The sequence below is a fragment of the Streptomyces sp. NPDC028928 genome (assembly GCF_055564915.1).
Map to the genome: position 1 here is coordinate 353056 of NZ_JBVHVI010000010.1, position 26617 is coordinate 379672.

24 protein-coding genes are annotated in these 26617 nt (G+C 72.5%); 23 read left to right on the top strand and 1 reads right to left on the bottom strand.

The window, feature by feature from the left end; genetic code table 11:
- Window positions 1–79 precede the first annotated feature (79 nt).
- The 19 genes from ACZ4U1_RS25280 (at window position 80) to ACZ4U1_RS25370 (ending at window position 20621) form a co-directional block, all read left to right on the top strand.
- Complete coding sequence (locus ACZ4U1_RS25280) at window positions 80–1051, top strand: ParB/RepB/Spo0J family partition protein (RefSeq protein WP_467906163.1); 972 nt, start codon at window positions 80–82, stop codon at window positions 1049–1051.
- Between the two features lie 92 nt (window positions 1052–1143).
- Entirely contained in the window at window positions 1144–2076 is a 933-nt protein-coding gene (locus tag ACZ4U1_RS25285; RefSeq protein WP_467906165.1) for a phytanoyl-CoA dioxygenase family protein, read from the top strand.
- 46 nt (window positions 2077–2122) lie between these two features.
- Window positions 2123–2596, top strand: a complete 474-nt coding sequence (locus tag ACZ4U1_RS25290; RefSeq protein ID WP_467906166.1) for a GNAT family N-acetyltransferase — start codon at window positions 2123–2125, stop codon at window positions 2594–2596.
- A gap of 59 nt (window positions 2597–2655) precedes the next feature.
- Window positions 2656–3582 carry a TauD/TfdA dioxygenase family protein gene (locus tag ACZ4U1_RS25295; RefSeq protein ID WP_467906168.1) on the top strand — a complete coding sequence of 309 codons (927 nt, stop codon included), beginning with the start codon at window positions 2656–2658 and terminating at the stop codon, window positions 3580–3582.
- 127 nt (window positions 3583–3709) lie between these two features.
- Complete coding sequence (gene argE, locus ACZ4U1_RS25300; protein WP_467906169.1) at window positions 3710–4906, top strand: acetylornithine deacetylase; 1197 nt, start codon at window positions 3710–3712, stop codon at window positions 4904–4906.
- A gap of 92 nt (window positions 4907–4998) precedes the next feature.
- Window positions 4999–6261 carry an MFS transporter gene (locus ACZ4U1_RS25305; RefSeq protein WP_467906171.1) on the top strand — a complete coding sequence of 421 codons (1263 nt, stop codon included), beginning with the start codon at window positions 4999–5001 and terminating at the stop codon, window positions 6259–6261.
- Window positions 6262–6370: 109 nt separating this feature from the next.
- The gene (locus tag ACZ4U1_RS25310) at window positions 6371–7786 is read left to right on the top strand and encodes a hypothetical protein (protein ID WP_467906173.1); all 1416 of its coding nucleotides are present in this window, start codon (window positions 6371–6373) and stop codon (window positions 7784–7786) included.
- 26 nt (window positions 7787–7812) lie between these two features.
- Window positions 7813–9048: a hypothetical protein gene (locus ACZ4U1_RS25315; RefSeq protein ID WP_467906175.1), complete on the top strand. Its 1236-nt coding sequence runs from the start codon at window positions 7813–7815 to the stop codon at window positions 9046–9048.
- A gap of 23 nt (window positions 9049–9071) precedes the next feature.
- Window positions 9072–10394, top strand: coding sequence for a cation:proton antiporter (locus ACZ4U1_RS25320; protein ID WP_467906177.1), 1323 nt, complete (start codon window positions 9072–9074; stop codon window positions 10392–10394).
- A 60-nt stretch (window positions 10395–10454) separates the two neighbouring features.
- The gene (locus tag ACZ4U1_RS25325; RefSeq protein WP_467906179.1) at window positions 10455–11132 is read left to right on the top strand and encodes a VOC family protein; all 678 of its coding nucleotides are present in this window, start codon (window positions 10455–10457) and stop codon (window positions 11130–11132) included.
- A 31-nt stretch (window positions 11133–11163) separates the two neighbouring features.
- Window positions 11164–12819: a class I tRNA ligase family protein gene (locus ACZ4U1_RS25330; RefSeq protein ID WP_467906181.1), complete on the top strand. Its 1656-nt coding sequence runs from the start codon at window positions 11164–11166 to the stop codon at window positions 12817–12819.
- Window positions 12820–12833: 14 nt separating this feature from the next.
- Complete coding sequence (locus ACZ4U1_RS25335; protein ID WP_467906183.1) at window positions 12834–13118, top strand: cupin domain-containing protein; 285 nt, start codon at window positions 12834–12836, stop codon at window positions 13116–13118.
- A complete protein-coding gene (locus tag ACZ4U1_RS25340) occupies window positions 13115–14572 on the top strand; it encodes an NAD(P)/FAD-dependent oxidoreductase (protein WP_467906184.1) in 1458 nt (485 codons plus the stop codon). Before ACZ4U1_RS25335 ends, ACZ4U1_RS25340 begins: the two co-directional genes overlap by 4 nt.
- Window positions 14569–15306: a class I SAM-dependent methyltransferase gene (locus tag ACZ4U1_RS25345; protein WP_467906186.1), complete on the top strand. Its 738-nt coding sequence runs from the start codon at window positions 14569–14571 to the stop codon at window positions 15304–15306. The genes ACZ4U1_RS25340 and ACZ4U1_RS25345 overlap by 4 nt, the downstream gene beginning before the upstream one ends.
- Window positions 15307–15350: 44 nt before the next feature.
- Window positions 15351–15797, top strand: coding sequence for a GNAT family N-acetyltransferase (locus tag ACZ4U1_RS25350; protein WP_467906187.1), 447 nt, complete (start codon window positions 15351–15353; stop codon window positions 15795–15797).
- Window positions 15794–17143 (top strand): SidA/IucD/PvdA family monooxygenase, encoded by a 1350-nt coding sequence (locus ACZ4U1_RS25355; RefSeq protein ID WP_467906189.1) that lies wholly within the window; start codon window positions 15794–15796, stop codon window positions 17141–17143. Before ACZ4U1_RS25350 ends, ACZ4U1_RS25355 begins: the two co-directional genes overlap by 4 nt.
- On the top strand, window positions 17140–18381 hold the full coding sequence (locus ACZ4U1_RS25360) for an ATP-grasp domain-containing protein (RefSeq protein ID WP_467906191.1): 1242 nt from the start codon (window positions 17140–17142) through the stop codon (window positions 18379–18381). The genes ACZ4U1_RS25355 and ACZ4U1_RS25360 overlap by 4 nt, the downstream gene beginning before the upstream one ends.
- Complete coding sequence (locus ACZ4U1_RS25365; RefSeq protein ID WP_467906193.1) at window positions 18378–19634, top strand: MFS transporter; 1257 nt, start codon at window positions 18378–18380, stop codon at window positions 19632–19634. The genes ACZ4U1_RS25360 and ACZ4U1_RS25365 overlap by 4 nt, the downstream gene beginning before the upstream one ends.
- A 15-nt stretch (window positions 19635–19649) precedes the next feature.
- Window positions 19650–20621, top strand: a complete 972-nt coding sequence (locus tag ACZ4U1_RS25370) for a GNAT family N-acetyltransferase (protein WP_467906195.1) — start codon at window positions 19650–19652, stop codon at window positions 20619–20621.
- Window positions 20622–20711: 90 nt separating this feature from the next.
- Here the strand turns inward: ACZ4U1_RS25370 and yczR are convergent, their stop codons facing one another.
- A complete protein-coding gene (gene yczR / locus ACZ4U1_RS25375) occupies window positions 20712–22163 on the bottom strand; it encodes a MocR-like transcription factor YczR (RefSeq protein WP_467906197.1) in 1452 nt (483 codons plus the stop codon).
- A 128-nt stretch (window positions 22164–22291) separates the two neighbouring features.
- Between yczR and yczE the strand changes: the two genes are divergently transcribed.
- The 4 genes from yczE (at window position 22292) to ACZ4U1_RS25395 (ending at window position 26576) form a co-directional block, all read left to right on the top strand.
- The gene (yczE, locus tag ACZ4U1_RS25380) at window positions 22292–22996 is read left to right on the top strand and encodes a membrane protein YczE (protein WP_467906199.1); all 705 of its coding nucleotides are present in this window, start codon (window positions 22292–22294) and stop codon (window positions 22994–22996) included.
- A gap of 223 nt (window positions 22997–23219) precedes the next feature.
- A complete protein-coding gene (locus ACZ4U1_RS25385) occupies window positions 23220–23999 on the top strand; it encodes an SDR family oxidoreductase (RefSeq protein ID WP_467906201.1) in 780 nt (259 codons plus the stop codon).
- 79 nt (window positions 24000–24078) lie between these two features.
- On the top strand, window positions 24079–25116 hold the full coding sequence (locus ACZ4U1_RS25390) for an Inducer of phenazine A (protein WP_467906203.1): 1038 nt from the start codon (window positions 24079–24081) through the stop codon (window positions 25114–25116).
- A 164-nt stretch (window positions 25117–25280) separates the two neighbouring features.
- A complete protein-coding gene (locus ACZ4U1_RS25395) occupies window positions 25281–26576 on the top strand; it encodes a hypothetical protein (RefSeq protein ID WP_467906204.1) in 1296 nt (431 codons plus the stop codon).
- Window positions 26577–26617: the final 41 nt, after the last annotated feature.

A 26617-nucleotide genomic window follows, 5' to 3' on the forward strand; every position in this document is an offset into this window, starting at 1 on the left:
GTCTGCCGCCTCCGCCAGCGCGGAGGCAGACACACGCACAGCTGTCGGAGCGGACGGAGCGTCTGTTCCGGTCCGCGCGTTGTTGCCCGGTGAGTCCCCGCGGCTCGACGGCGTGGACGAGGAGTACGCCGCCCGGCTGGCCGCCCTGGAGACCCCGCTGCCCCCGATCCTGGTCCGCCGCTGCGACATGACCGTGATCGACGGCCGGCACCGCCTCCTGGCCGCACTGCTGCGCGGCGACGAGTGCATCGAGGTCGAGTTCTTCGAGGGCAACGACGCCGACGCCTTCCTCCGGGCGGTCGAGGTCAACGTGACGCACGGCCGGCCCCTGTCGCTCGCCGACCGGCGCGCCGCCGCCGCCCGCATCATCGCCTCGCACCCGCATCTGTCCACCCGGGCCATCGCCCGCGCCTCGGGGCTGAGCGCGAAGGCCGTGGCGGCCGTCCGCCGCTGTTCAACCGATGCCGAGCAGCAGTTGGACAAGCGCGTCGGCCAGGACGGCCGGGCGCGGCCGGTGAACGTGATGGAGGGCCGCTGGCGGGCGGCCAGGGTGATGGCCGAGAACCCGAACGCGTCCCTGCGCGAGATCGCGCGTCTCGCGGGCATCTCCCCCGCCACGGCCAGCGACGTACGAAAACGCATCCTCGCGGGTGAACCGCCCGTGGCCATGCCGGCGCGGACGGCCGCGCCCCGTGCCGCCGCACCGGAGGCGGCCCGGCTGGCCGCCGTCGAGAACCCGCCCGGCGCCCAGGAGACGGCACCGGGACAGACCGGCCCCGTCCGTGACTTCGCGGAGCACACCCGCCCGGAGTCGCTGCTGGGGAAGCTGAGCAAGGACCCCGCTCTGCGGCTGCGCGAGGAGGGGCGCGGTCTGCTGCGCCTTCTGCAATACAACGCGCTCGCCGAATGGTCGGATTTGAGTGCCGTGGTGCCCCGGCATTGCGAACCGCTGGTGGGCCGGCTCGCGCGGCAGTATGCGGCGCAGTGGCTGGAATTCGCCCAGGATTTGGAGAAGCGCGGCATCACGTCCGCGCCGCGCAGGACCGGTTGATGCCCCGCGCCCTTGAACGCTTCCCCCACAGCAAGATCATTGCTACCGTCATGGCGAATTTTCGGCGTGTAGATCGGATCCTGGAAGAAGCAATGATCAACCCTGAATTCTCTCTCACCGACGAGGACGTAGCGAACTTCCGGGAGCACGGCTTCCTGAAGCTCAACAAAATCTTCTCCGACGATCTCGTCGAGCACATGAAGAAGCTCAGCACCGCGCAGATCGCCCCGCCCGCCGACAACTACGGCTCCGGCTTCAGCAAGCTGAAGTACGACATCGGCAACGACGACGCGACGATCCTCTCCGCCATGGGCGACCCGGAATTCGGGGCCGCCATGGCGAAGCTCACCGGGGAGCGGCTGTTCTTCACCCAGGGCCTGGGATTCGAGCTGGAGAAGAACAAGAGCACCGGCTTCCCGTGGCACGTCGGCACCCAGAGCTTCGGCTTCCAGCGCCGTGCGGACTCGGGCTACACCATCTGGACGCCGCTGACCCCCGTCGACGCCGGCGGCCAGCGCGGCGGCATGAAGTACGTCTCCAAGAAGCTGCTGTCCGGCGAGTTCGTGTACCAGCACATCAACCTGCTGCCGGGCTACATGAAGGACCGGATCGCCGCCGGCCAGGAGCTGACCTACGACGACTTCAGCGTCCTGAAGAACAGCCTGCTGAACTCGCCGGAGATGAAGGGCCTGCTGGACCACTTCGCCGTGGAGGACTCCTTCGAGCCGGGCGACGCGCTCATCTTCGACAAGTACGTCCTGCACCGCAGCGTCCAGCTCGGCGAGGGCCCGCTCCCCTCCCGGCTCGCCTACGCGCTGCGCTTCTCCTCGGTCGACGCCCAGTACGACAAGGAGCGCGTCGAGGCGCTGGCCTTCCCCCGGGTCACGTTCGACTACAACGTCGGCAGCGACTTCAACGAGAAGGTCGCGTCCGAGGACGGCGAGCAGGTCTACGCCAGCTCCTACTTCGAGGGCAGCCGCGAAGCCCGGACGCTGGGCCTCGGCCGCACCGCGCAGGACGCCTGACCCGAAGGCCGGACGGCTCCCCGCGGGGAACCAGAACGGGACACACATGGCGAGTAACGCGAAGGGCGCCCGGCCACGGACGCGCCCGGCCGTGGCGGCCGACAGCTCGGAGCTGGCGGAGATCGCCCGCGAGGCCTACGGGAAGTACCTCGACCTGGTGGACGAACCGCCGGCGCCCCTGCTGCTCGACTACGACCAGGTGGCCGCCTCCGGTCGCACCCACGTCGCCGTCGCCGACGGCCGGATCCTCGGCATGGTGACGGTGGAACCGGACGGCCCCTATCTGATCCTGCGCAATCTGGCGGTCAGGCCTTCCTGCCAGGGCCAGGGAACAGGGAAGACGCTGGTCGCACTGGTGGAAACAATGGCGCGGTCGGCCGGCCTGAAGGGCGTACGGCTGTGGACCCGGGCAGAAATGACCGACAACATCGCCTTCTACCAGGCTCTCCAGTACGAACTGACTCATTCCGAGAAGAACGAGCGATCGCACCGTGTCTTCTTCTGCCGGGATTTCCGCTGAGCGCGCAGCAGGCACACACAGCCTCTGATCGATGAATGCTGGACTGAAAAGGAAATAGAGTGGCTGCTGATTCTGCGGTCGTCGCGGACCGCCTCGCCGAGACCTTCGCCGCCGAGGTGAAAGACCTCGCGCTCACCCCTGAGGTGATTGCCGAACAGGGTCGCGCGATCTTCGAGACCTACCTGGACCACAAGGTTCTTGTCTTCCGTGCCCAGGACATATCCGCCGGTACGTTCGCCAAATTCGGCACCATCTTCGGCCGCCCCGAGGAGCACCACGTCCTCAAGCTGCGGCACCCCGACGAGCCGACCCTGACGTACCTCTCGAACCAGAACGAGCCGGGCCGCAACAAGGAGATGAAGACCTCCGGCCAGGGCTGGCACTCCGACTACTCCTACAAGCTCGTCCCCGGCAGCGCGACGATGCTGCACGGCATCGAGATCCCGGACTCCGGCGGCGACACCCTGTTCGCCGACGCCGAGGCCGCCTTCGCCGCGCTGCCCGAGGAGCGCAAGGCCTACCTGCGCACCCTGCGCGTGCGCCACCAGTACCGCTGGTCGCCGGACCGTGAGGACCCGTGGGCCCGCTGGAAGTACATCGGCCCCGAGGAGCGCAAGCAGACCCCGGAGATCACCCACCCGCTCGTGCGCCGGCACCCGGACACCGGCCGCGAGACGCTGTTCGTCCAGCCACGCGTCATCGGCAGCGTCATCGGCATCGAGGGCATGCCCGAGGACGAGAGCACGGCGCTGATCGAGGAGCTGATCGCGCACATCACCAGCGACCGCTTCGTCTACCGCCACAAGTGGAGCCCGCTCGACGTCGTGGTCTGGGACAACCGCTGCGTCCTGCACTCCGCGACGACGAAGGACCTGGACGAGCGGTACGTGCGCCGGCTCCTCCGCCTGACCACGGCCGGTCAGCCGGTGACGCCGTCGCTCCCGGAGGTCGGGCACAGCAGGCTGTCCGCCACCTCGGCTCCCTGAGCCCACGCCCGGCCGCCGGAGACACAAGCGGCCGGTCTCCTCACTCGCGAGCGCCCGGAAACCACCCCCGGCCGGGCGCTCGCGTCCCCTCGGCCGACCGCCCACCCCGAACCGTCAGCGAGCCATCATGTCCTCTGGTATCCCCGTACGCTGCTCCGACAGCGAGCTGTACGCCCACATGCTCGACATCCTCGAGCGCCTGGTGGGCTTCGACACCACCAGCCACAAGTCCAACCTCGAACTGATCGAGTACGTCCGGGAGTTGCTGGCCGGTAACGGCATCGACAGCGAACTGCACCGGAACGAGGCGCGGACCAAGGCCAACCTGGTGGCGACCGCGGGCCCCGGCGGGGGCGGCGAGCGCGGTGTCGTCTGGTCGGGACACACGGACGTGGTCCCGGTGGACGGCCAGTCGTGGTCGGCGGACCCCTTCACGCTGCGGCTGACCGAGGACGCGGCGATCGGCCGCGGCACCGCGGACATGAAGGGCTTCATCGCCTGCTGCCTCGCCATCCTCTCCCAGGCGGACCACGCGCGCCTCACCACGCCCGTCACCCTCATGCTCACCTATGAGGAGGAGATCGGCTGTGTCGGCGCCCGTCGGCTGGTCGAGGAGATGCGCACCTGGCGCGGGCGTGTGACCGGCTGCATCGTCGGCGAGCCGACCGGGCTGGACGTCGTGGTGGGCCACAAGGGCAAGCAGAACCACCGCGTCACCTTCACCGGCGAGCCCAAGCACGCCGCGCTCGCCCCGCAGCTGCCGAACCCGATCGTGGCCGCCGCCGCGCTGGCCGGCCACGCCCAGTCCCGCAACGAGGAGTTCCGCACCGAGGGCCCCCACGACGAGCGGTTCGACATCGGTCACTCGTGGATCAACATCGGCCGGATCGACGGCGGGGTGAAGCCCAACATCGTCCCCGAGAGCTGTGTGGTCGAGCTGGAGATCCGCAACATCCCCGAGCACGGCTGCGACGGCATCGCCGCGGACCTGCACGGCCACGCGACCGGCGCACTGCTCGGCGGCATGCGGGCCCTGTCGGACGTCGCGGAGGTCACCGTCGAGCAGCTGTCCGACACCCCGTCCTTCGCCATCGAGCCGGACCACGAGTTCGTCACCTTCGTCCGCAAGGCCTTCGGCACGGCCGAGGAGCCCCGGTACGTCCCGTTCGGCACGGAGGCCGGCCTCATCTGGGAGCACGCGGGCATCCCCACCGTCGTCTGCGGTCCCGGCTTCATCACCGAGGCGCACACGGCGGACGAGTTCGTCTCCCTGGACCAGCTGCGCACCTGCCTGGACCGCCTGAAGTCGCTGCCCCTCGCCTGAGGGACCGGCGCCGGGACACGGTTCGCGGGCGCCGGCCATCGCTTCGACCAGCACGAACGAACGCGGGACAGCCCGGTTCAGAAGGAGAGCACGTGACGAGCGACGCATCGCTGAGCACGGAGCCCGGGGTCAGCGCCGCTCCCCCGCGCCCCGGGCTGGGCTGGCAGTTCACCCGACTGTGGGGCGCCTCGGCCGCCTCGGCCATCGGCGAGGGGGTGTCCCTGGCCGCCGCGCCCCTGCTGGCGAGCACCCTGACGGACGACCCCCGGCTCATCGCGGGCGTGAGCGTGGCGCTGACCCTGCCGTACGCCCTGTTCGGGATCCCGGCGGGGGTCCTGGTCGACCGGGCCGACCGGCGCCGGACGATGACGTACATCGACCTGTTCCGGGGTTCCCTGGTCACCCTGTTCGTCCTGTCGGTCGCCCTCGGACTGGGCAACCTGTGGGCGCTGTACCTGTGCTTCTTCCTGATCGGCACCTGCGAGACCTTCTTCCGCAACGCCGCCCAGATCCTGGTGCCGTCCGTCGTCCCCGAGGAGCACCTCGTCGTGGCGAACGGGCGCATCATGAGCTCGGAGACGGTGGGCAGCCAGTTCGTCGGGCCGCTCATCGGGTCGTCGCTGTTCGTGCTCGCCCCCGCGGTCCCGTTCGCGGTGAACGCGGCCACCTTCTTCACCTCCGCGACCCTGCTGAGCCGGCTGCGGACGCTCCCGGGCGAGGCGGAGGGCACCCCGGCGGCGAAGGAACGCCCGCGGCTGCTCACCGACATGGCCACCGGGCTGCGCTGGCTGTTCCGGCACCGGCTGCTGCGCAGCCTGTCCCTGACCGCCGGCGCCATCAACATCGTGTACACCGGCGCGCTGGCGGTGCTCGTCGTCCACGCCCACGAAAAGCTCGGCCTCTCCGACTTCGGGTACGGCGTGCTGGTGGCCTGCCAGGCCGTCGGCGCGATCACCGCCGCCCGGCTGTCGTCCCCGCTGGTGGAGCGGATCGGCAAGGGATGGGCGCTGGTCTGCGTCGTCTCCGCGATCGGCTGCAGCAACCTGGTCATCTGGCTGGTGCCCTCGGCATGGGCCGTCGGGCTGGCGCTGGCCCTCGGCGCCTGTGCCACCGTCACCTGGAACGTCGTGACCGTGGTCCTGCGCCAGACGCTGGTCCCGAAGGACCTCCAGGGCCGGGTCAACAGCATCTACCGGCTCTTCGCCTGGGGCGCCCTGCCCCTCGGGGCGGCGCTGGCCGGAGTGGTCTCCAAGAGTCACGGGACGCCGGCGGTGTACGCGCTCGGCGTCGGCGTCATGGCTCTCGTCGCGCTCCTCCTGGCCTTCGGCGTCCGCAAGCGGCTCGAAGCCGTCTAGGCCCCGGCACCCTCCAGGCCCTTCGAAAGGGCGCTCCAGCCGCTCCCGGCGGCAGCGCCGTACCGGACCGGCCCCGAACACATCCGCACCGACCGAAAGAGAACCACCCATGACCCAGCTCCCGCACGCCCCCCGGTCGGGTCTCGGCACGCAGTACCTGGAGCTGCTGGCCCGGCAGGGCGTCGACCCGGTCGAGCTGACCCGCCAGGTGGTGGCCGACGACCTCGTCACGGTCGCCTACCAGGGCCGTTTCCTCGCCTCGCCGGTCTTCCTGTCCGCCGCCGAGCGCCGCTCCGTCGCCGCCGACCTGTACCAGACCCACCAGCTGCTCACCCAGCTCCCGGACCGGCTCTTCGGCGGCGACACCGGTGCCCTGGCCCGGGAGGTCGGCATGACCGACACCCAGGCCGACGTGGTGCAGCGGGCCGCGAAGGCGGGGCCGCCCCTGATGGCGCTGGCCCGTTCGGACCTCTACCGGGGCGCCGACGGCTTCAAGCTGCTGGAGCTGAACATCACCAGCGCCCTCGGCGGCTTCGAGAACACCGGCATCAACCGGGCCATGCTCCGGCACCCGGTGCTGGCCTCCTTCGTGGCCGAGCACGGCCTCGGCTACGTCGACACCTTCCAGGGCATCGTCGACACGCTGTACGCGGAGTGCGCCGCGCACATGGACTCCGGCCGCCGTCCGGTGGTGGCCCTCGTGGACTGGCCGGAGAGCTTCAAGACGTACGAGCCCCGGCTGAAGGTCATGGCGGCGCTCTTCGACTCCGTCGGCATCGACGCGGTGCCCTGCCACGTGGGCCAGGTCACCGAGCGCGGCGGCCGGCTGGAGGCGCACGGGCGGGTCATCGACGTGGTGTACCGCTTCTTCCTCGTGGAGGAGATCGCCACCCCCGCCGACCTCGCGCTGGTCGAGCCGCTGCTGCGCGCCTTCGAAGAGGGCCGGGTGGGCATGTTCAGCCGCCTGGACGCCGAGCTGTACGGCAACAAGGGCGCCCTCGCCATGCTCTCCGACGACCGCAACCGCTCGGCGTTCTCGGCGGCCGAACGCGCCTGCATCGACCGGTTCCTGCCGTGGACCCGGCATGTGCGCCGGACGGCGACGGACGCCGCGGGCGAGCGGATCGACCTCCTCGCCCACGCCCGGGCCCACCAGGCGGACCTGATCCTCAAGCCCACCCTGCTGCACGGCGGCAGCGGCATCGTGCCCGGCTGGACGGTCGGTCCGGAGGAGTGGCGGGACCGGCTCACGGAGGCGCTCGACGGGCCGTACGTGGTGCAGGAACGCATCCGGCCGGTCCCCGAGGTCTTCCCGGCGGACGAGGGCCAGGGCACCCAGGAACTCTTCCTCAACTGGGGCGTGTTCCTCACCGATCCGCGGATCACCGGGGGTGACGGCTACAACGGCTGCCTGGTCCGCGGCAGCACCGACCCCGAGGTCGGCGTGGTGAGCATGTCGGGCGGGGCCCGGGTCGCCTGCTCCTTCTACGAGACCGACGGCGACGCGACCGACGCGCCGGCCTGACCCACGAGAGCCCCGGAAGAGACATCATGAAGATCGCAGTGGTCGACGGCTTCTCGACCGGACGCGCCCTCGTCCGCGCCCTCCGCGAGCGCGGCACCGCCCTGGTCCATGTGCAGAGTTCCCCCACGCCGCCCGCCTACTACACCCGCAGCTTCCGCCCCGAGGACTTCGAGGCGCTGCTCGACGGGACGGCCGAACCGGCGCACCTGGCCGGGCGGCTCGCCGCACTGGGCGTGGACCGGGTCGTGGCCGGCACCGAGTCGGGGGTGATCCTCGCCGACACCCTCACCCACCTCATGGGGCTGCCGGGCAACCGGTACGAGACGCTCGCGGCACGGCGCGACAAGCAGCTCATGGGCGAGACCGCCGCCGCGGCCGGCGTGGCCGTGCCGCACGGCGGGGCGTTCGCCGACGCGGACGAGGCCGTGGACTGGTTCGTCTCGGGCGGCCTGAGCGAGGCCGTGGTCAAGCCGCCGAGCAGCGCCGGAACCGACAACGTGCGGTTCTGCCGGACCGCCGACGAGGTGCACGCCGCGTGCAAGACGGTGCTCGCCGTCGACAACTTCTTCGGCCAGCCCAACCCGGTGGTCCTGGTCCAGGAGCGGCTGCACGGGGTCGAGTACTACGCCAACACCGTCTCCTGCGACGGGGAGCACCGGGTGGCCGAGCTGTGGCGGTACACCAAGCGGACCGGCAGCGCCGGCTACCCGGTCTACGACTTCGAGGAACCGGTGCCGGTCGGCTCGGCGGAGGCCGGACCGCTGTGCCGCTTCGTCGGCGCGACCCTGGACGCGCTGGGCGTGCGGTGGGGCGCGGCGCACACCGAGGTGATGCTGACCGAGCGCGGCCCCGTGCTCATCGAGTCGGGTGCCCGGCTCGGCGGCGGGACGGCACCGGACGTGGTCGAACGGTACTCGGGCACCTCCCAGACCGGTCTGCTGGCCGACCTGCTGGTGGCCCCCGGCCGGCTGCGGGACTTCGAGGACACGGCGGTCACCTGGCGTGGTGCCGTACGCAACGTGGCGCTGATCAACTCCTCGGCCGGGCTGGTGCGTTCGCTGGACTGGACGGCCCGCCTGGAGGCGCTGCCGACCCTGGTGTTCCTCACGCACGGCGTCACCGCGGGCGAGTACCTCGGGGAGACGGTCGACCTGATCAGCTCGCCGGGTTACGTCTACCTGGCCGCGGAGGACCCGCGGGACATCGAGCGGGACTACCGGGCCCTGCGGGCGATGGAAGAAGAAGGCCTCTACACCAGCTGACCGCTGGACCGAAAGGAACCGAGATGGCTTTCGCCGTCGGACCCGTACCCGGGATCAGCCACGACGCGATGCTCGTCTTCCTGATGCAGATCGGTGTCCTGCTGACCGTCGCCACCGCCCTCGGGCGGCTGGCGGCCCGGCTGAACCTGCCGGCGGTGGTCGGCGAACTCGCCGCCGGCATCCTCGTGGGCCCCTCCGTGCTCGGGACCGTCGCCCCCGCGGTGTCGGACCGGCTGCTCCCCCACGACGCCGAGCAGATGCACCTGCTCGGCGCGGTGGCCCAGCTGGGCGTGCTGCTGCTGGTGGGCATCACCGGGGCCCACATCGACCTCGGCCTGCTGCGCCGCCGGCGCGTGGCCATCGGGTGGGTCAGCGTGGGCAGCGTGCTGCTGCCCCTGGCGCTCGGCATCGGCCTGGGCTTCCTGCTGCCCGCGTCGGTGATGGGCGAGAACGGGCACCGTCCGGTGTTCGCGCTCTTCATCGGTGTGGCCGTCGCGGTCAGCGCGCTCCCCGTGATCGCGAAGACCCTGCTGGACATGAAGCTGATGCACCGGAACGTCGGCCAGGTCATCATCGGCGCGGCGGCCGTCAGCGACATCCTGGGCTGGCTGCTGCTGTCGATCGTGTCGGCCACGGCGACGGTGGGCTTCCGGGCCGGGGTGGTGGCCGAGTCGGTGGGCTGCCTGCTGCTCGTGCTGGCGGCGACCGTGTTCCTGGCCCGGCCGCTGGTGGTCCGGGTGATGCGCATGGCCGAGCGGTCCGCGAACGGCTCCGACCTCGGCATCTCGGTGGTCGTGGTGCTGCTCGTACTGGCCGCGGCCGGGACCCACGCCCTGAAGATGGAGCCGATGCTCGGTGCCTTCCTGTGCGGCACCATCGTCGGGTCCCTCGGCGCGGAGAGCCGGCGCTTCCTGGAGCCGGCGCGGCCCTTCGTGATGGGCGTCCTGGCACCGCTGTTCCTGGCGACGGCGGGGCTCCAGGTCGACCTGACCGCGCTGAGGCGCCCCGCGGTCCTCGGCGCCGCGCTGATCACGCTGCTGGTCGCCGTCGGGGCGAAGCTGGCCGGCGGATACCTGGGGGCCCGGATGGGCCGGCTCGCCCACGACGAGGCCCTGGCCATCGGGGCCGGGCTCAACGCCCGGGGCGTCGTGGAGATCGTCCTGGCGTCGGTCGGCCTGAACATCAAGGTCCTCAACTCCGCCTCCTACACCATCGTGGTGCTGGTGGCCGTGGTCACCTCGGTCATGGCACCGCCGATCCTGCGCCGGACCGTGGGCCGCATGGCCCAGACCTCCGGCGAGCTGAAACGCGAACGGGAGTACGCCGCCCAGCCCGTCGCGTCGTAGCCGACGGCCGCAGCGCGGCGCCCCTCCCCACGGTTCACCCTCACAAGGAGTCAACACCCCATGACGGTGCGAGACATAGCGCACGTCGAGCTGTACACCCGGGACAAGATCTCCGCGGTCCGGCACTACGTCGCCACGCGTGGCTTCGACCAGGTCGCGGACTGCGTGGAGGTCGACCGGAGTTCGGCGCTGCTGCGCCGCGGCGACGCCCAGTTGGTGATCACCTCCGGCTGGGCGACGCGCGGATTCCTGGCCCGCAACGGCGAGGGTGTCGCCGACGTCGCCGTCACCTGCGGTGACGTCGCCGCGACCGTGGAGGCGGCGCGGGCGTACGGCGCGACGGTCACGCACGGACCGCAGGGGGCGCCCGTGGTCTCCGGGCCCGGCGACCTCGTCCACACGCTGCTGCCCGAACCCGCCCCCGGGGCCCACGCGCTGCCCGCCGGCCGTACCTGGATCCCGCACCCGGCGACGGGATCCTCCGCCGCGCACCCGGAGCGACTCCACCAGGTCGCGCTCGGCATGCCGGCGGAACTCCTCGGTCCCTACGCGGCCTTCTGCGAGGGCGTGTTCGGGCTCACCCGCCGGGCTCCCGGGGGCGTCGCCCCCGCGGACCGGGCGGACGACGGACCGGTCCTGTACAGCGCGTCGGGCCGCGCGGCCTTCGTGCTGCGGGCCAGGCCGCCACGCGACCGCGCCGAGTCCGACCGGTCCCTGTGTACGACGTCCATCCTCTGAAACCTCCGACATGACATCGAGGCAGCCGACTATGGGTCCCCTCTCTCTCGAAGGCCAAGAATTCTTCCTGACACCGGTGTGCCTCGTGCCCAACGGGCGGGCACACCTCGGACACATCGCGGGGCCGCTGCTGAAAATGGACGTGCTGCGCCGGCACATCCTGCGCGGCGGCGGCCGGGCGACCATGATCTCCGTCAGTGACGCGCACGAGTCGCACGTCCTGGTCCGCGCGCACCAGGACGGCGTCACCCCGGACGAGGTCGCGAACCGCAACCACCGCCTCATCCGGGCCGACCTGGCAGCCCTCGACATCGCCTACGACGACCTGCTCAACCCGCTGGACGAGACCTGGGCGCAGCGGTACGCCGAGGTGAACCGGGACTTCCTCACCGAGATCGTGGAGTCGGGCAGCACGGCGGTGCGCACCGAGCCCATGCCGGTGCTCGACTCGGAGGCGGCCGGCGCGCACGCCACCTCGCTGCGGCCCCGGGTGGACGAGGCCGTGGTGAGCGGCTGGCTGAAGGGCAGGTGCCCGCACTGCGCGCAGCCGCTGGTCGGTTTCTTCTGCGAGTCCTGCGGCGGCCACTTCTCGCCGTCCCAGATGATCGACCCGGCGACCGCGCACTTCGACGGGGAGCTGCGCTTCGACGACATCGCCTCCCTCTACCTCGACCTGCCCGGCGGCCCGGAGCGGCTGCGGGAGGCGCTCGCCGCCGTCTGCAAGCGGCCGGACTTCCTGGCGATCGCCGACCGGTACATGGCGGCGAACGGCGCCTCCATCCGGCTCACCGTGCCCAGCCGGTGGGGCATCCCGTGGGAGGAGGACGGCGTCTCCCCCGGGCAGGTGATCTTCTCCTACTCGGCGCTGCTGATCGGCTGCCACCTGGTGGCCGGCGAACGGTACAAGGAGATCACCGGCTCCGGACTGAACCCGTTCCAGCGGGACTCGCAGGTGCGTACGGTCATCTCCTTCGGCATCGACAACGCGATCCCGTTCATGGTCGGCGCGGTCGGCTGCGGCCTGGGCCAGAAGACGTACAAGCCGGTCGACTCGCTGCTGGTGAACTACTTCTACGATCTGGAGGGCAGCAAGTTCTCCACCAGCCGCGGGCATGTCATCTGGGGCGGCGACATCGTCTCCCTCGGGCAGGCGGAGTCCGACCTCACCCGCGCCTACCTGTGCTTCCGCAACCCGGAGTTCACCCGGTCCGCGTTCCAGGCCGACGAGTTCCTGTCCTTCCACAACGAGGTCGGGGCCCGGATGGGCGACGCGCTCGCCGCGGCGGCCGAACGCCTCCCGGCGGACGGCGCCACCGCGCCCTCCCCGGAGGTCCTGGAGGCGCTGACCCGCACCCTCCGTCACCAGACCGGGATGCTCGACCCGGACACCTTCCACCTGTTGGCCGCCTGGTCCTGCGTGGAGCAGTGGCTCGACTGCGCGCCGGCCCTCACCGCCACCCCCGAGGCGGCGGCCGCCTGGCTGCTCGGCTTCGCCCTGCTCGCGGCACCGGCGATGCCCGCGACGGCACAGCGGGTGTGGGAAGCGGCCGGGCAGTCCGGCAGCCCCAATGTGGCGGCGCTGACGGACGGTCCGCCGCGCGTGACACCGCGGGGCGGGATGCCCCGGCTGCGCACCCTGACGCGCAGCCAGCTCAACGCGTGTCTGCCGGCCTCCCTGCACAAGTGAAAGGACAGCGACCCGTGGACGTCGTGATTTCCGGAGAGATCGAGACCGAACAGGACGGCCTGGCCTACGGGGCCATGGTGTTCAAGGTGGCGCCCGGGACCACCACCGTGCCGCACCGGCACGCCAGCGAGGAGACCTGGGCGGTGCAGTCGGGCGCGGGGTACTGCGTGGTCGACGGCGAGCGCATCGGGCTGATCCCGGGCTCCCGTGTGGTCGCGCCGCCGCACTCGGAGCACACCCTCACCAACGAGGGTTCCGAGGACCTCGTGGTGCTCAGCATGTGGTGGAAGAAACTGTGAACGACGAGGACGTCCTGGTGGTCGGCGGGGGCGTGGTCGGCCTGACCCTGGCGGAGGTGCTGACCCGGCACGACCCGGGGCTGCGCGTCACCGTGCTGGAACAGCACGGCTGGGGAAGCGGCGCGACCGGATACGCGGGCGCCATCGACATTCCGTACGCCCACACGCCGTTCCACCGGGAGCTGGTCGAGGCCGGCCGGCAGTGGTGGAAGGAGTTCGAGGGCGGTGCGCCGGCCCACCGCCCGCGCACCCCGCTGCCCTTCGCCTGGCTGGTGCGCAGCCCGGAGGCCGCCGCCCATCTGGCCGAGACGCTGGTCACCCCGGCCCGCCCGGTGGACGGGCCGGCCGGCGGGGCGTGGCGGCTGCCGGCCGGGACGACCGCGTTCGCCGGGGAGGCCCATGTCATCGACCCGGGGCTGCTGACCGCCGCGCTGGTGGAGCGGCTGGCCGCGCGGCCGTCCGTGCGCCTGGCCGAGGGCCGGCGCGTGACGGACCTGACGCCGGCCGCCGACGGCGGCGTACGGGCGGTCACCGCGGACGGTGCGAAGTGGCGTGCGCGCCAGTGCGTGCTGACCCTCGGCCCCTGGCTACCGGGATCCCCTCTGCGATCCACACCCGTCACCCCACTGGGCTCCGCCCCCAGGTCCCTGCCGGGCGCCACACCCGGGCCCGCCCCCGGTTCCCCGCTGCGGTCCACCCCTGGGTCCCCGCTGGAGTCCACCCCCGGGTCCCTGCTGGGGACCGCGCCCGGGTCCACCTCCGGCTCCCCGCTGGAGTCCACCCCCGGATCCCTGCTGGGGACCACGCCCGGGTCCACCTCCGGCTCCCCGCTGGAGTCCACCCCCGGATCCCTGCCGGGCGCCACACCCATGTCCACCCCCGGATCCCAGCCGGGCTTCACGCCCCGGTCGGCCCCCGGGACCCCGCCCGAGTCCCCGCTTGGCTCCGCCCCCGAGTCCCCGCTGGGGTCCGTCCCTGGGTCCGTGCTCGGGGCCGTGGGTGAAGCGGTCGGGGCCGGTGCCGAGGTGCGTACCAAGCGGGTGTACGGGCTGCGGGTCGCTCTCTCGGGGGCGGCCGCCGTCCGGTGCGGCGTCGGCTCGGCCGAGGACGGCATCTTCCTCTTCCCGGTGTCCGGCGGCGAGTACGCGATGAGTGTGAAGCACGACGTGTGGGACGTGCCGCCCGAGGAGCAGCCGCTGCCCGCGGACGTCCTCGGCCGGGCCGCCGCCTTCCTCGACGCGGTCGTCGGACCGGGCGTCTGGGAGGTGACCCGCGCCAGGGTCTTCGCCGACACCTACACCCCGGACGCCACCCCGCGTCTGCTGCGGCTCTCCCCCGCGGACGGCGTGTTCGCGGTGACCGGGCTGCACGGATCCGGCGTACGCCTCGCGGCGGGAATGGCCACGCACGCGGCCCAGGCGCTCCTCACCTGCCGACAGGGAGGCGTGGCGTGACCTCTGCGAGCCTCGAGGCGCTGGGCGACGAAGCCGGAACCGGGCCGGGCAACGTGGTGTTCTACCAGCAGCACGGGGCGTCCGCCATCATGCGGGCCGCGCACTTCCCCGACGGGCTCCTGGCGTTCCTGCAGATGGAGAGCCTGACGGTGCACCAGGCGGCCTCGCGGTACGGCTGCGCGACCCTCGTGGAACTCGGCTGCTACGACGGCCGGTCCCTCGAAGTGGCCCGGGCGGCGGGCATCGACTACCTGGGCATCGACGTCAACGCGGCCGCGGTGGAGCGGGTGCGCCGCCGGATCGCGGAGGAGGGGCTGCACGACCGGGCCCGGGCCGTGGTGGGGGACGCCATGCGGTGCGCCGACTGGCTCGGCGAGCTGGACGGCGGCCGGCCGCTGCTGCTGCTCCCGTTCAACCTCCTGGGCAACTTCCCGTCCCCCGAGGCGCTGCTCACGGGTCTGCGACAGGCCGGCGGGATCGCGGTGCTGTCCGTGTTCCACGCCTTCGACGCGGCCACGGAGCTGCGCCGGGACTACTACACCGCGTGCGGTATCAGCCCGTTGGAGGAACGCCCCGGCCGCTACGGGGGTGTCGTCTTCCGCTCGGGGGACGCCTTCCAGTCCCAGTCCTTCACCCGGCAGGCGCTGGCCGGCCTCTGCGCCGAGTGCGGCATCACCGTGCTCGGCGAGGCCATGAACAGCATCGGCCTCTGCCTGACGGTCTGCCTGAACTGACCGTCGCCCCAACCGATTCTTCTCTGCCGATCAGGAGTGTGTCCATGCCCGCCGATGTCCGCTTCGCGACCGACGAGGAGTCCGTCCGCCGGTGCTGGCCCCTCTTCGTCCAGTTGCGCCCGCACCTCACCGGTGAGGAGGAGTTCCTCGCGCGGTGGGCGAGGCAGCGCCCGGAGGGTTACCGGATCGTGTACGCGGAGCACGCCGGCACGGTGCTCGGCGCCGCCGGGTTCCGTGTGCTGCACACGATGGCCTGGGGCCGGATCCTCTACCTGGACGACCTGATCGTGGACGAGGGGGCCCGGGGCACCGGCGTCGGCAGCCTTCTGCTCGGTGCCCTGAAGGACATCGCGCGCGAGGAGGGCTGCGAGGAGTTCCACCTCGACACCGGCCACCAGCGGCACGCCGCGCACAAGGCGTATCTGCGCAACGGCTTCCACTTCGACTGCCACCACCTCGCCCTGTCGCTCGGCGCGGAGGACCCGGCGTGACCGCGCCCCGCGCACGCGTCGCGGTCGTGGGAGCCGGCCCGAAGGCCGCCGCCCTCGCCGCCAAGGCCCATGTCCTGAATGAACTCGGCCTGGCCTCCGTGGAGTTGCGGATCTTCGAGCGGAACGAGATCGCCGCCCACTGGACCGGACGGGCCGGCTGGACCAGCGGCACCGAGCGGCTGGGCACCCGCGCCGAGAAGGACGTCGGCTTCCCCTACCGCAGTACGGCCCGGTTCGGGGCGGACGGCAAGGAGGTCGACGCCCGGATGCAGGCGTTCTCCTGGCAGAGCCATCTGATCGACACCGGGTCCTACCAGCAGTGGATCGACGCCGGTCTGCCGTCCCCCACCCACCGGCAGTTCGCCGACTACCTCAAGTGGGTGCTGACCAGGGCGGTGACCGGGGTACGCATCCGGCGCGCGGAGGTGACCGGCCTCGGGTACCGGCCGGACGGCTGGGTGCTGGAACACCGGGCCCAGGGCGAGACGCGCCGCGAGACGCCGTTCGACGGGCTCGTCCTCACCGGTCACGCCGTACCCGGCACCCTGCCGCACCACCCGCAGGTGACCGACCGGCTGCTGACCCCGGCCGGCCCCCGCGACCTCCTGCACGCCTTCTCGCTGCGCCCCGGCAGCCGGATCTGCGTGGTCGGCGCCGGGGAGAGCGCGGCGTCGTACGCGCTGTACGTCGCGGACACCTTCGGCGAGGACGTCTCGGTGTCCATCGTCTCCCCGTACCTGCCGCGCTCCCGGGCCGAGTCGTACGTGGAGGACCGGGTCTACTCCGATCCGCAGACGGCCGCCTGGCCGCAGCTTCCGGAGCAGGACCGGCGGGACTTCATCTCCCGCACCGACCGCGGGGTGATCTCCCCGCGGGCGCTGGAGGAGCTGTCCCGGGCCCGGGGGGTCTCCTTCGTGCTGGGCCGGATCCGGTACGTGGGTCCGGGGGCGTCGGGCCGGATCCGGGTGACCGTCGACCAGCCGGGTGAGGTGCTGCGCCGCGACTACGATCTCGTGGTCAACTGCACCGGCGGCTCTCCCCTGTACCGGCTGACCTCCCTGCTGGACGACGCCTCCGCCGGCGAGGTGGAGTCCTGCCTCGGTATCTCGCTCCGGGACGAGGCGGCCCTGGCCCGGGAGGTGGACGCGTCCCTGGCCCTGCGCGGACTGCGGCCCCGGCTGCACGTACCGGGCCTCGCGGGCCTGGCCCAGGGCCCGGGCTTCGCCAATCTCAGCTCGCTCGGGCTGCTGAGCGACCGGGTGCTGGGCGCCTACGAGCACTCGACCCCCCTTCCCGCACGGTCCACCGGGACCGTCACCGCGTCAGGCCGAGGAACCGCCGAATGATCTTCTTTGTGGAAGCGCCGCTCACCGGCAGCGGGCTGAGCGCCCTCGCCTGGGCGGTGGCCCAGGGCATCGACGCCGCCCTGGTCACCACCGACCCGGCCAAGTACCAGGGGGCGGTGGGCGCGGACGTACTGCCCGGGCTCGCCGTGCGTGGCCGGCTGTACGTCGTACCGACGACCGAGGGCGAGGCGGTCCCCGCCGAACTCCTCGACGCGGCCCGGGAGCACGCCGGGTCCGGCCGGCCCGGCGTGGTCTGCGCGACCGACCGTCATCTGCTCTTCGCCGCCGCGCTGGCCGAGGCGGTCGGCGCGCCCTTCGCCCCGGTCGAGGCGGTCCGCACCTTCCGGGACAAGCGGCGCGCCCGCGAGCTGTACGACAAGCTGGGCATCCCCTCACCGCGCTGGGCCGAGGCGTGCACGGCGGACGAACTCCGGGCGTTCACCGAGGACATCGGCGGTCCGGTCGTCCTCAAGAACTCGCGCGGCACCGGCAGCCTCGACGTGCTGCTGTGCCGGACGCCGGAGGAGGCCGTGGCGGCGTACGACACCCTGACGGCCGGGGACCTCTACCTGGGGGGCGAGCTGATGGCCGAGGAATACGTCAGCGGGCCGCTCTACAGCCTGGAGACGCTGGTCACGGACGGGCGGTGTCGTCATCTGGGCGTCACCGACCGGCAGTTGGGCCCGCGTCCGGCCTTCTGCGAGGTGTCGTACACCTTCCCGGTACGGGTTCCCGAGCGGGCGGAGGCCCGGATGCGGGCGGCGGTCGAGACGCTGGTGGCCACCACCGGGATCGCCCAGGGCATGCTGCACACCGAGTTCATCCTCACCGACGGTGACGAGGCCGTCGTCGTGGAGGTCAACGCCCGCACGGGCGGGGGGCTGCTCTCCCTGATGATGAACGACTGCCTGACGGTGCCGGTCCCGGAGCTGCTGTGCTCGGCCGCCCTCGGACGGCCCGTCGCCGACCCCGCCCACAACGGGACCTGCTCCAGCACGGTCACCGTGTACGCCCCCACGGCCGGCCGGCTGCGCCGGGTCCACGGGCTCGCGGAGGCCGGCGATGGCCCGTACGTCGTCCAGGTGGTCCGCAGCGCGGCCCCGGGGGACGAGGTCCGCGCCGCCGGGGACTACCGCGGTGCCGTCGGCCAGATCCGCACCCGTGCCGGGTCCGCGAACCTCGCCCTCAACGCGGCTCTCGCGGCCGCCCGTGGCGTGGTCGTGGAGGTGACCGGATGAGCGGCACGAGCGTCCGGGCCGACGCGGACCGCGCCCTGCCGGGACCGCGCACCGTCATGGTGAAGGTGCCGACGGCGGTGCTCTGCGTCAACATCGCCCTGGCCGGCAACAACGCCCTGGTCGCCGCGGTGCTGTACCGGCTCACGGGCAGCGCGTCGAACTTCGCCCTGGTCCTCGTCTCGAACTTCGCCATCGCCGCCGTCGTGCAGCTGGTGGCGGGGTACGTGGTGGACCGGCTCGGCGCGCGCAGGCTCGCCGTGCTCAGCGAGGCCGCGGCCTGCGCCGCCATCGGCCTGGAGGCGGCCGTGTCCCGGCTGGACTCCCCCGTGGTCCCGCTGATCTGCGGGGCGGCGCTGGTCAGCGTCGTACAGGCCTTCTACCGGGCGGCCATGTTCACCCTGGCACCGCAGCTGGCCGGGAAGGAACGGCTCGCCGCGCTGAACGCCAGGATCAACGCGGCGTTCCAGGCCGGCACGCTGCTCGGCACGCCGGCCGGCACCCTGCTGCTGTACCTGGAGCCGGTCTGGGGCTTCTGCGTGCTCGCGGTGTCCTTCGGGGCGGCGGCGCTCATCCTGGGCACCCTGCCGGATCTGTCGGCGCGGGGCGCCGGGGGCGGCGCGGCGGCCCGGGGCCGGACGGGGGTGCTGCGCGAACTGCGGGCGCAGCGCGGGCTCATCACGCACATCCTGCTGTGCTCCGGTGACTACGTCGCCGTGTACCTGTTCACCCTGATCATCGTCCCGCTGGTCGACGACCGCTTCGGCGGCAGCACACTCACCCTCGCCGTGGTCAACTCGGCGCTGCCGGCCGGTGTCATGCTCTCCGGCCTGCTGCCCTGGCGCTCCCAGTCCACGGAACGGACGCTGCGCCTGGTGGTGCTGTCCATGGGTGTGCTGCTGGCCGCGTTCCTGCTGCTGACCCGGGACGTCGGCGTGGTCGCGACCGTGGGCTGCGTGGTGGCGGTGGGTTTCGCGGCGGGTTCGTCCCAGACCCTGCTCATGACGGCTCTGCAACTCCGCTCCCCCGCCCATGTCCTGGGCCGGGTGGCCTCGCTGCGGCTCTTCGTGGCCTCGGGGCTCGCCGCGCCGACGCTGGCCGGCGCGTCCTACCTGCTGAAGGACGGGGTGGGTACGGCCCTGGCCTTCTGCGCGGGGGTGGAGGCCTTCTACCTGACCGTGCTCCTCGTCCTCTCGCGCGGGCGCCTGCTCGGCCACCGCACGCTCGCGGCCGCGCCCGACGGCTCCGCCGACTGATCCGGAGGCCCCACCATGCAGATCGAAGACACCCACGGTCTCCCCGTGGCCGTCGTCAGCGTCCAGGAGGCACTGCGGACCGACTGGGAGACCTGGCGGGGGCGGGTCGCGGTCGTCCGCGTCGGCAACCCGCCCGTGGCGGACCGGCCGGCTCTGCGCGAGGCCGGGTTCCTGCCCAAGCCCAGCTGGCTGACCTGGATCGCCGACACCGGGGACACCGAGGAGGAGTTCCTGCGCGGCCTGCACCGCAAGGAGCGGCAGAGCATCCAGGCGGCCCGCCGCCACGCCGCCGCGTCGGACCTGCGGGTCGAGGTGCTGCCGCTGACGGAGCCGCTGCTGGAGGAGTTCCTCGGCCTGTACGAGCGGCAGATGGCGCGCATGCGCCAGGCGATGCCCGTCGCCGTGCAGCAGCGCGACCAGCTGAGGGAGGCCTCCGCCGGCCTCTTCGCCGTCTGCGCGCGGCAGGCGGGCACACTGGTCGGTGCCTGTCTGAGCCAGCGGCTGCCCGAGGCGGACCTGGTACGGCTGCGGTTCTCGGCGGTGGACGAGCAGTCCCGGTCGCACAGCCTGGCCCGGGTCCTCTACACGGCGGCGATCGGGCACGCCCGCGAACTGGGCTTCGGGCGGGTCAGCCTCGGCAACGACCCCAATCTGTACGGGCATGTGGTGGAAACCGGGCTGTTCGCCTTCAAGACCCGGCTGGGCTTCCGGCCGGTGCCGTCCCAGACGGTCCACCCGCACCGGGGCGACGACAGCGCCGATCTCGTCCTCGGCGGACCGCTCCTGGCCGATCCGGCCCTCCTGCTGTCGTATCCGGAGACCGCCGACGCGAACGGCCCGGCGGCCCCGCTCCGGCTGGAGCTGTTCTCCGCGACGGACGACCCGGAGGCGAGCCGGTACACCGGGTCGTACGGCGGTGGCATCCGGGTGCACGTCCTCCGGCCGGACGCGGTGCGGGACGAACCCCTTCCAGCGGCCTCCGCGTAGCGCGAACGGACATCCGGGCACACGCCCTGCGAGCGACCGCGATGCGGGGCGAGCCCGTTCCGGCGGCCTCCGCGGAGCGTCGGCGGGGCCTCAGGCGATCCATCGCGTGCGGCGGCGGGCCGGGGCCGGGGTCAGCCCGTCGGCCACCGCGGAGGCCATCCGCTGCACCGCCTCGCGCAGGACCTCGGCCGTCAGGGTGTACGGGATGCGGAGCCGGTTGGCGAAGACGCCGGGGTCGGCGGCGAAGAGTCCGCCGCCCTCGATGCGCACGCCGTAGGCGAGGGTGCGCTCGGCCAGTTCGGCCGCCACGGGCTCCCCCAAATCGACCCAGAGGGAGAGACCGCCGGGCGGCAGCCGCCAGGTCCAGCGGGGGAAGTGCTCCGTCAGCGCCTCGGCCAGTGCCGTGCGCTGTGCCCGCAGCTGCTCCAGCTGCGTGGGGAGCAGCTCCGCGGCGCGTTCGAGCAGCACCTGGGCGAGCAGTTGGTCCAGCACGGAACCGCCGAGGTCGGTGGCGATGCGTTGCGCGGCGAGTTCCGTCACGAGCTGTGAGGTGGCGCGCAGCCAGCCGATGCGCAGGCCGCCCCAGTGGCTCTTGCTCATCGAGCCTACGGTGATCACCTTGCTCGCCGCGTCGGGCGTGGCCCGGCGGGCGAACGGCGCGGGTACGGGGACGTCGAGGGCGAGGTCGGTGAGCGTCTCGTCGACGACGAGCCAGGTGCCCGCGCGGTGCGCGGCGGTCAGCACCCGGCCGCGTGCCTCGTCGGGCATGAGCAGGCCGGTCGGGTTGTGGAAGTCCGGGATGAGGAAGGCCAGGTGGGGCACCGCCTGGCGCAGCGCGGACTCGATGATCTCCACGTCCCAGCCGTCGTCCGAGACCGGGACGGCCACGGTGCGCAGGCGGGTCCGGCGGATGGCGTCCAGGGCGTTCGGATAGGACGGGTTCTCCACCATCACCCGGTCGCCGGGGGCGGCCAGGAGGCCCAGGACCAGGGTGAGCGCGTGCTGGGCGCCCGAGGTGACCAGGATCTGCTCGGGGAGGGTCGGCAGTCCCCGCCGGGTGTACCGCTCGGCGATCGTCGCCCGCAGCTCCGGCAGCCCGAACGGATCGTATCCCGGGCTCCGGCTGTGCCGGGCCAGCGAGGGTGCCACTCGGGCGAGGGCGTCGTCCAGGACGTGGGGTGGCAGGCCGGGGGCCGCCCGGGCGAGGTCGATGGCCGTGTCGGGGGCGGGCAGGGCCCGGGTGACCCTGCTGGGCACGGTCTCCTTGGGCAGGGCCGTCCAGGTGCCGGAGCCCTGCCGGCTGTGCGCGAAGCCGTGGACGCGCAGCAGGTCGTACGCCGAGGTGACGGTGGGTCTGCTGACACCGAGCGCGGTGGCCAGTTCCCGCTCGGCGGGCAGCCGGGCGTGCAGGGCCACCCGGCCGTCGAGGATCAGGGCGCTGATGGCCTCGGACAGATGGCGGTACGCGGGGCGCAGCCCCGTCAGGTCCGGGAGCAGGCCGGCCAGTTGCCGGCCGCTGACGCTCCGTTCCACATGGCTCACCGGGCCACCGGCCAGGACCGCAGGGCTGCAGGCATACCACTCTCCTGGAATTGGTCATCGAGTTCCGGGCAATGACCTCACAGAATCGCCCCGGTGGCAAGGAACGCCGTGATGCCGGAGGGGCGGACATGGGACACGCGAGCACAGCACTCATCTCCCGGGAGCGCGCCGGGGCGGGGACGGCGCGCACCGTGCCGCCCCTCACCTATCTGCCGCTGACCGAGCGTCCGGCCCGTCGGCTGGCCCAGCTCCTGGCCGGGCTGGCGCTGTACGGGCTGAGCATGTCCGTGCTGGTCCGGGCGGCGCTGGGCGTCAACCCGTGGAGCGTGCTGTACGAGGGCCTGCAACGCCGTACGTCGCTGAGCTTCGGCACCCTCAGCGCCCTGGTGGGCGTCCTGGTCCTGCTGACCTGGATCCCGCTGCGGCAGAAGCCGACCCTGGGCACGTTCGCCAACGTGCTCGTGCTCGCCTGTGCCTCGGACCTCGGCCTCTTCCTCATTCCGGCGGACCTGGGCCTGCCGGGGCGGATCTGCCTGCTGGCCGCGGGCATCCTGCTCAACGGGTTCGCCGTCGCCGTCTATGTCGGTGCGCGTCTCGGTCCGGGTCCGCGGGACGGGCTGATGACCGGTACCTCCTCGCTGACCGGGGGCTCCATCCGGATGGTCCGCACCCTGCTGGAGGCCGCCGTGCTCGCCGCGGGCTGGTTCCTCGGCGGCACCGTCGGTGCCGGCACCCTGCTGTACGCCCTGCTGGTCGGACCGGTCACCCAGTTCTTCCTGCCCTGGTTCGCCTACCGGGGCGCGGGGGAACCCGCGCCGGTGCGGCAGGACTGAGGAGCGCGCCGCCCCTCCCAGGAGCCGCCGCGCTCCGCCCCTTCGACGGCCCGGGTCCCGCACCCGGGCCGTTCTTTTGTCCGCCCTGCAGGTTCCCGCATTGCAGATTCCCGAACAATGAGCGGGGTTCAACAGGCGTCGCCGAGCGGCAAAGCTTTGACCGCACGAGGAAAACGACCGAGGGCGATCTCCGGAAAAGCCGGGGAATCCTCGGCCGCATCGAATGCGGGACGAGAGAAAGGCGGTGGCGCCGGTGGCCGGAAAGGCCGTGGTGACCGGAGCGAGCAGCGGAATAGGCGCGGCGACCGCGCGGCGGCTGGCGAAGGACGGTTTCGAGGTCGTGGCCGTCGCCCGGCGCGCCGAGCGGCTGCGGCGACTCGCCGAGGAGACCGGTGCCCGACCGTACGCGCTCGACGTGACCGACGACGAGGCCGTACGCCGCTTCGCCGCCGGACTCGACTCCTGCGACGTCCTGGTGAACAACGCGGGCGGCGCCCTGGGCGCCGAGTCCGTGGCCGAGGCGGACCCGGCGGACTGGGAGCGGATGTACTCCGTGAACGTGCTGGGCACCCTGCGCGTGACCCAGGCCCTGCTGCCGTTGCTGCGGGCCGGCCGGGGCGGCACCGTCGTCACCGTGACCTCCACCGCGGCCTTCGCCGCGTACGAGGGGGGCGGCGGCTACTGCGCGGCCAAGTACGCCGAGCGCGCGCTCAGCGAGACGCTCCGGCTGGAGCTGTGCGGCGAGCCCGTCCGGGTGATCGAGGTGGCACCCGGGATGGTCAGGACCGAGGAGTTCGCCCTCAACCGGATGCGCGGCGACGCGGAACGGGCCGCGGCGGTCTACGAGAACGTCGACCACCCGCTCACCGCGGACGACGTCGCCGAGTGCGTCGCGCTGGCCGTCGGGCTGCCCCAGCACGTCAACGTGGACCGCCTCGTGGTCCGCCCGCTGGCCCAGGCGGCCCAGCACAAGCTGCACCGGGGCCCCCTGCTGCGCCCCTGAGCCCTCTGCCGTCTCCCTCACCTCCCTCACCCTCCCTCATCCGCGAAAGCATCCGCGAAAGCCGAGGAGTGCCCCGAACGTGAAGCTCCACCGTGACGAACTGACCCCGCAGATGCAGGAGTACGCGCGGTTCGACGACCGCGGCGAGGCCCGCTACCTGCCCTACCTGATGTACTTCCACCGCGCCGGCTACCGGTCCCCCGTCATCAACACCGACCGGGCGGGCTTCCGGATCTCGCACGGCCCGAACGGGGAGACGGCCTCCGCGGCCGGACACGTGCCCGCCGGACCGGTGCGGCTGATCTCCGGCAGCTCCACCGTGCTCGGTATCGGCGCCACCAGCGACGCCACCACGCTCGCCTCGCAGCTGTGGCGCAAGCACGCGCCGTCCGCGCCGTGGCTCAACTTCGGCGGCCGCTGCTACAACTCCACGCAGGAACTGCTGCTGTTCACCCTCTACCGCCATCTGCTGCCCGAGATCGAGGAGATCGTCGTCTTCTCCGGGCTCAACGACCTCACCGTCGGCAGGCTGCCCGAGTGGCAGCAGGGCGACCACGGCGCGTTCTGGTTCTGCGGTGAGTACTTCGACGCGATGGAGGAACTGCGCGAGAACAACCGCAAGGCCTCCGGTGGCAAGCTCCTGGGCCGCCGCGCGGAGCGCCGCCGCACCATCTCCACCCACGACGACGTCCGCCGCGACATCCCCGCCGTCATCGACTCCGCCGCCGAGCTGACCCTGCGCCACCTGGACAGCTGGCGCCGGCTCGCCGGACCGTCGGCACGGCTGACGTACGTGCTGCAGCCGATGGCGCTGTGGATGCGGGACCGGCACGCGCCGCAGGAGCAGCTGCTCTTCGACGAGATCGACCGCATCTCCAGGCTGGGCACCTGGGAGGCCCTGTACGGCGACATCTCCCGCAGGGAGGTCGCCCGCGCCTTCTCCGACAAGCTCCAGGCCGGCTGCGAGAAGCTCGGCATCCGCTACGTCGACCTCAACCCGGTCGTCGCCGAGGCGGTCACCGAGCGGGACTGGGTCTACGTGGACCGGGCGCACTACACCGACCACGGCTATGACCTGGTGGCCCGCATTCTCGCCGAAACCCTCGGCCTTTCCTGACCCCCTTTTCCCGTGAAAGAAGGCGATTGAACATGTCTTTGCTGCGCAAGCTCGCAGATCTTTTGTTCCGGCGCAAGAAGCGCGCCAACCGCAAGAACGACGCGTCCATCTACCCGATGTTCTGAGCGAATTCCCCGGCAGACAGGTCTTTCGAAAGGAGAAGGATGTACGACGATATCGGCCCCGCCCGGGCCGTGTACGCGTACGCCGCCGACCCCGAGGCCTCGGTGCCGGACGGCGGATTCGTCGAGGAGGCCCGCGCCGCGCTGCGCCGGCCGGCCGTCGCGGACGGCCCGCTCGACGACCTCGTGGTGCGGGCCGCCGACTGGGCGGCGGCCGAGGGCAAGCGGTTCACGGGCCTGCTCGACGCCGGGCACCGGGAGGGCCGGCCCGCCGGGCACGAGGAGGTGCTGGTGCGCCGGGCGGTGCTCGGCTGCGCCCCGCTCGCCCTCGTCTCCGGTGCCTGGCTGCAGTGGCTGAGCGCCCCGGGCGACTTCGAGGTCCCGGTGGTGCTGCGGATCCTCGCGCTGTACGCCGACGACGTGGGCGCCGGTCATCCGCATGCCTCCCGGGGCAGCGCCTTCCTGGAGCTGCTGCGCCGGCTGCGGCTCGCCGAGCACGCGGTCCCGGCGGTCCGGCTCACCGGCGACCAGCGGGTGCCCGAGTCCGCGTTCGTCCTGCCCGGCCTGCTGCTGGCGATGAGCAGGCGGCCGGACGAGTTCCGCGGCGAGCTGCTCGGCGCCGACCTGTGTCTGCGCACGGTCGGCCTGCTGCCCGCGCTGACGATGGTCAGGCGGGCCCGGCCGGCCGAGTGCGACTGGGACGCGGTGGATCCGTCGGCGCCTCGGCAGGCCGGGGCGGAGCGGCCGGACCGGCAGTGCCGGGCCCTGGTCGACGAGCTGGTCGCGGAGGAGGGCGACCGGGCCGCCGAGGCGGTGCGGCGGGGCTTCGCCGGGACGCTGGGCGCGCTCGGCGAGTGGTCCGAGGCGCTGTACGCGGAGCTGGTCGCGGCCGGTGACCCGGCCTTCGACATGGCGGAGCTGATGCGGCAGCGCTCCCGCGAGGGCGCCGTCTACCACCACCAGTTCCAGCTGGAGGGCAAGCCCCTCGCCCGCTGGCTCGCCGAGTGCCGTACCGACGCGGGTCCGCTGCTGGACGCCCTGGCCCGCAGCAAGCTCGTCAAGCCCGGGCGGTCCTCCGCCAGCGCGCTGGTGAGGGGGCTGGTCGGCGAACGCGGGCCGATGTTCCGGGTGTTCTCACCGGAGGACCTGAACGTCATCCGCCGGTGGATCGACTCCCTGCCGGCGACACCCCCGGCGGAGAAGCCCGCCGAGGGCCGGACCGGTACGCCGGTCAGGCCGGCCGCCCCGGCCGCGGGGGGCGGGGCGGCCGGTCCGGTCCGGCGGGGCACCCAAGAACCACCACTCCCTCCCGTGGCGAAACACCACATCCGTAGGTAGCTGTACCACCCCCCGCACCGTGCGGGTTCAGGTACAAGGGT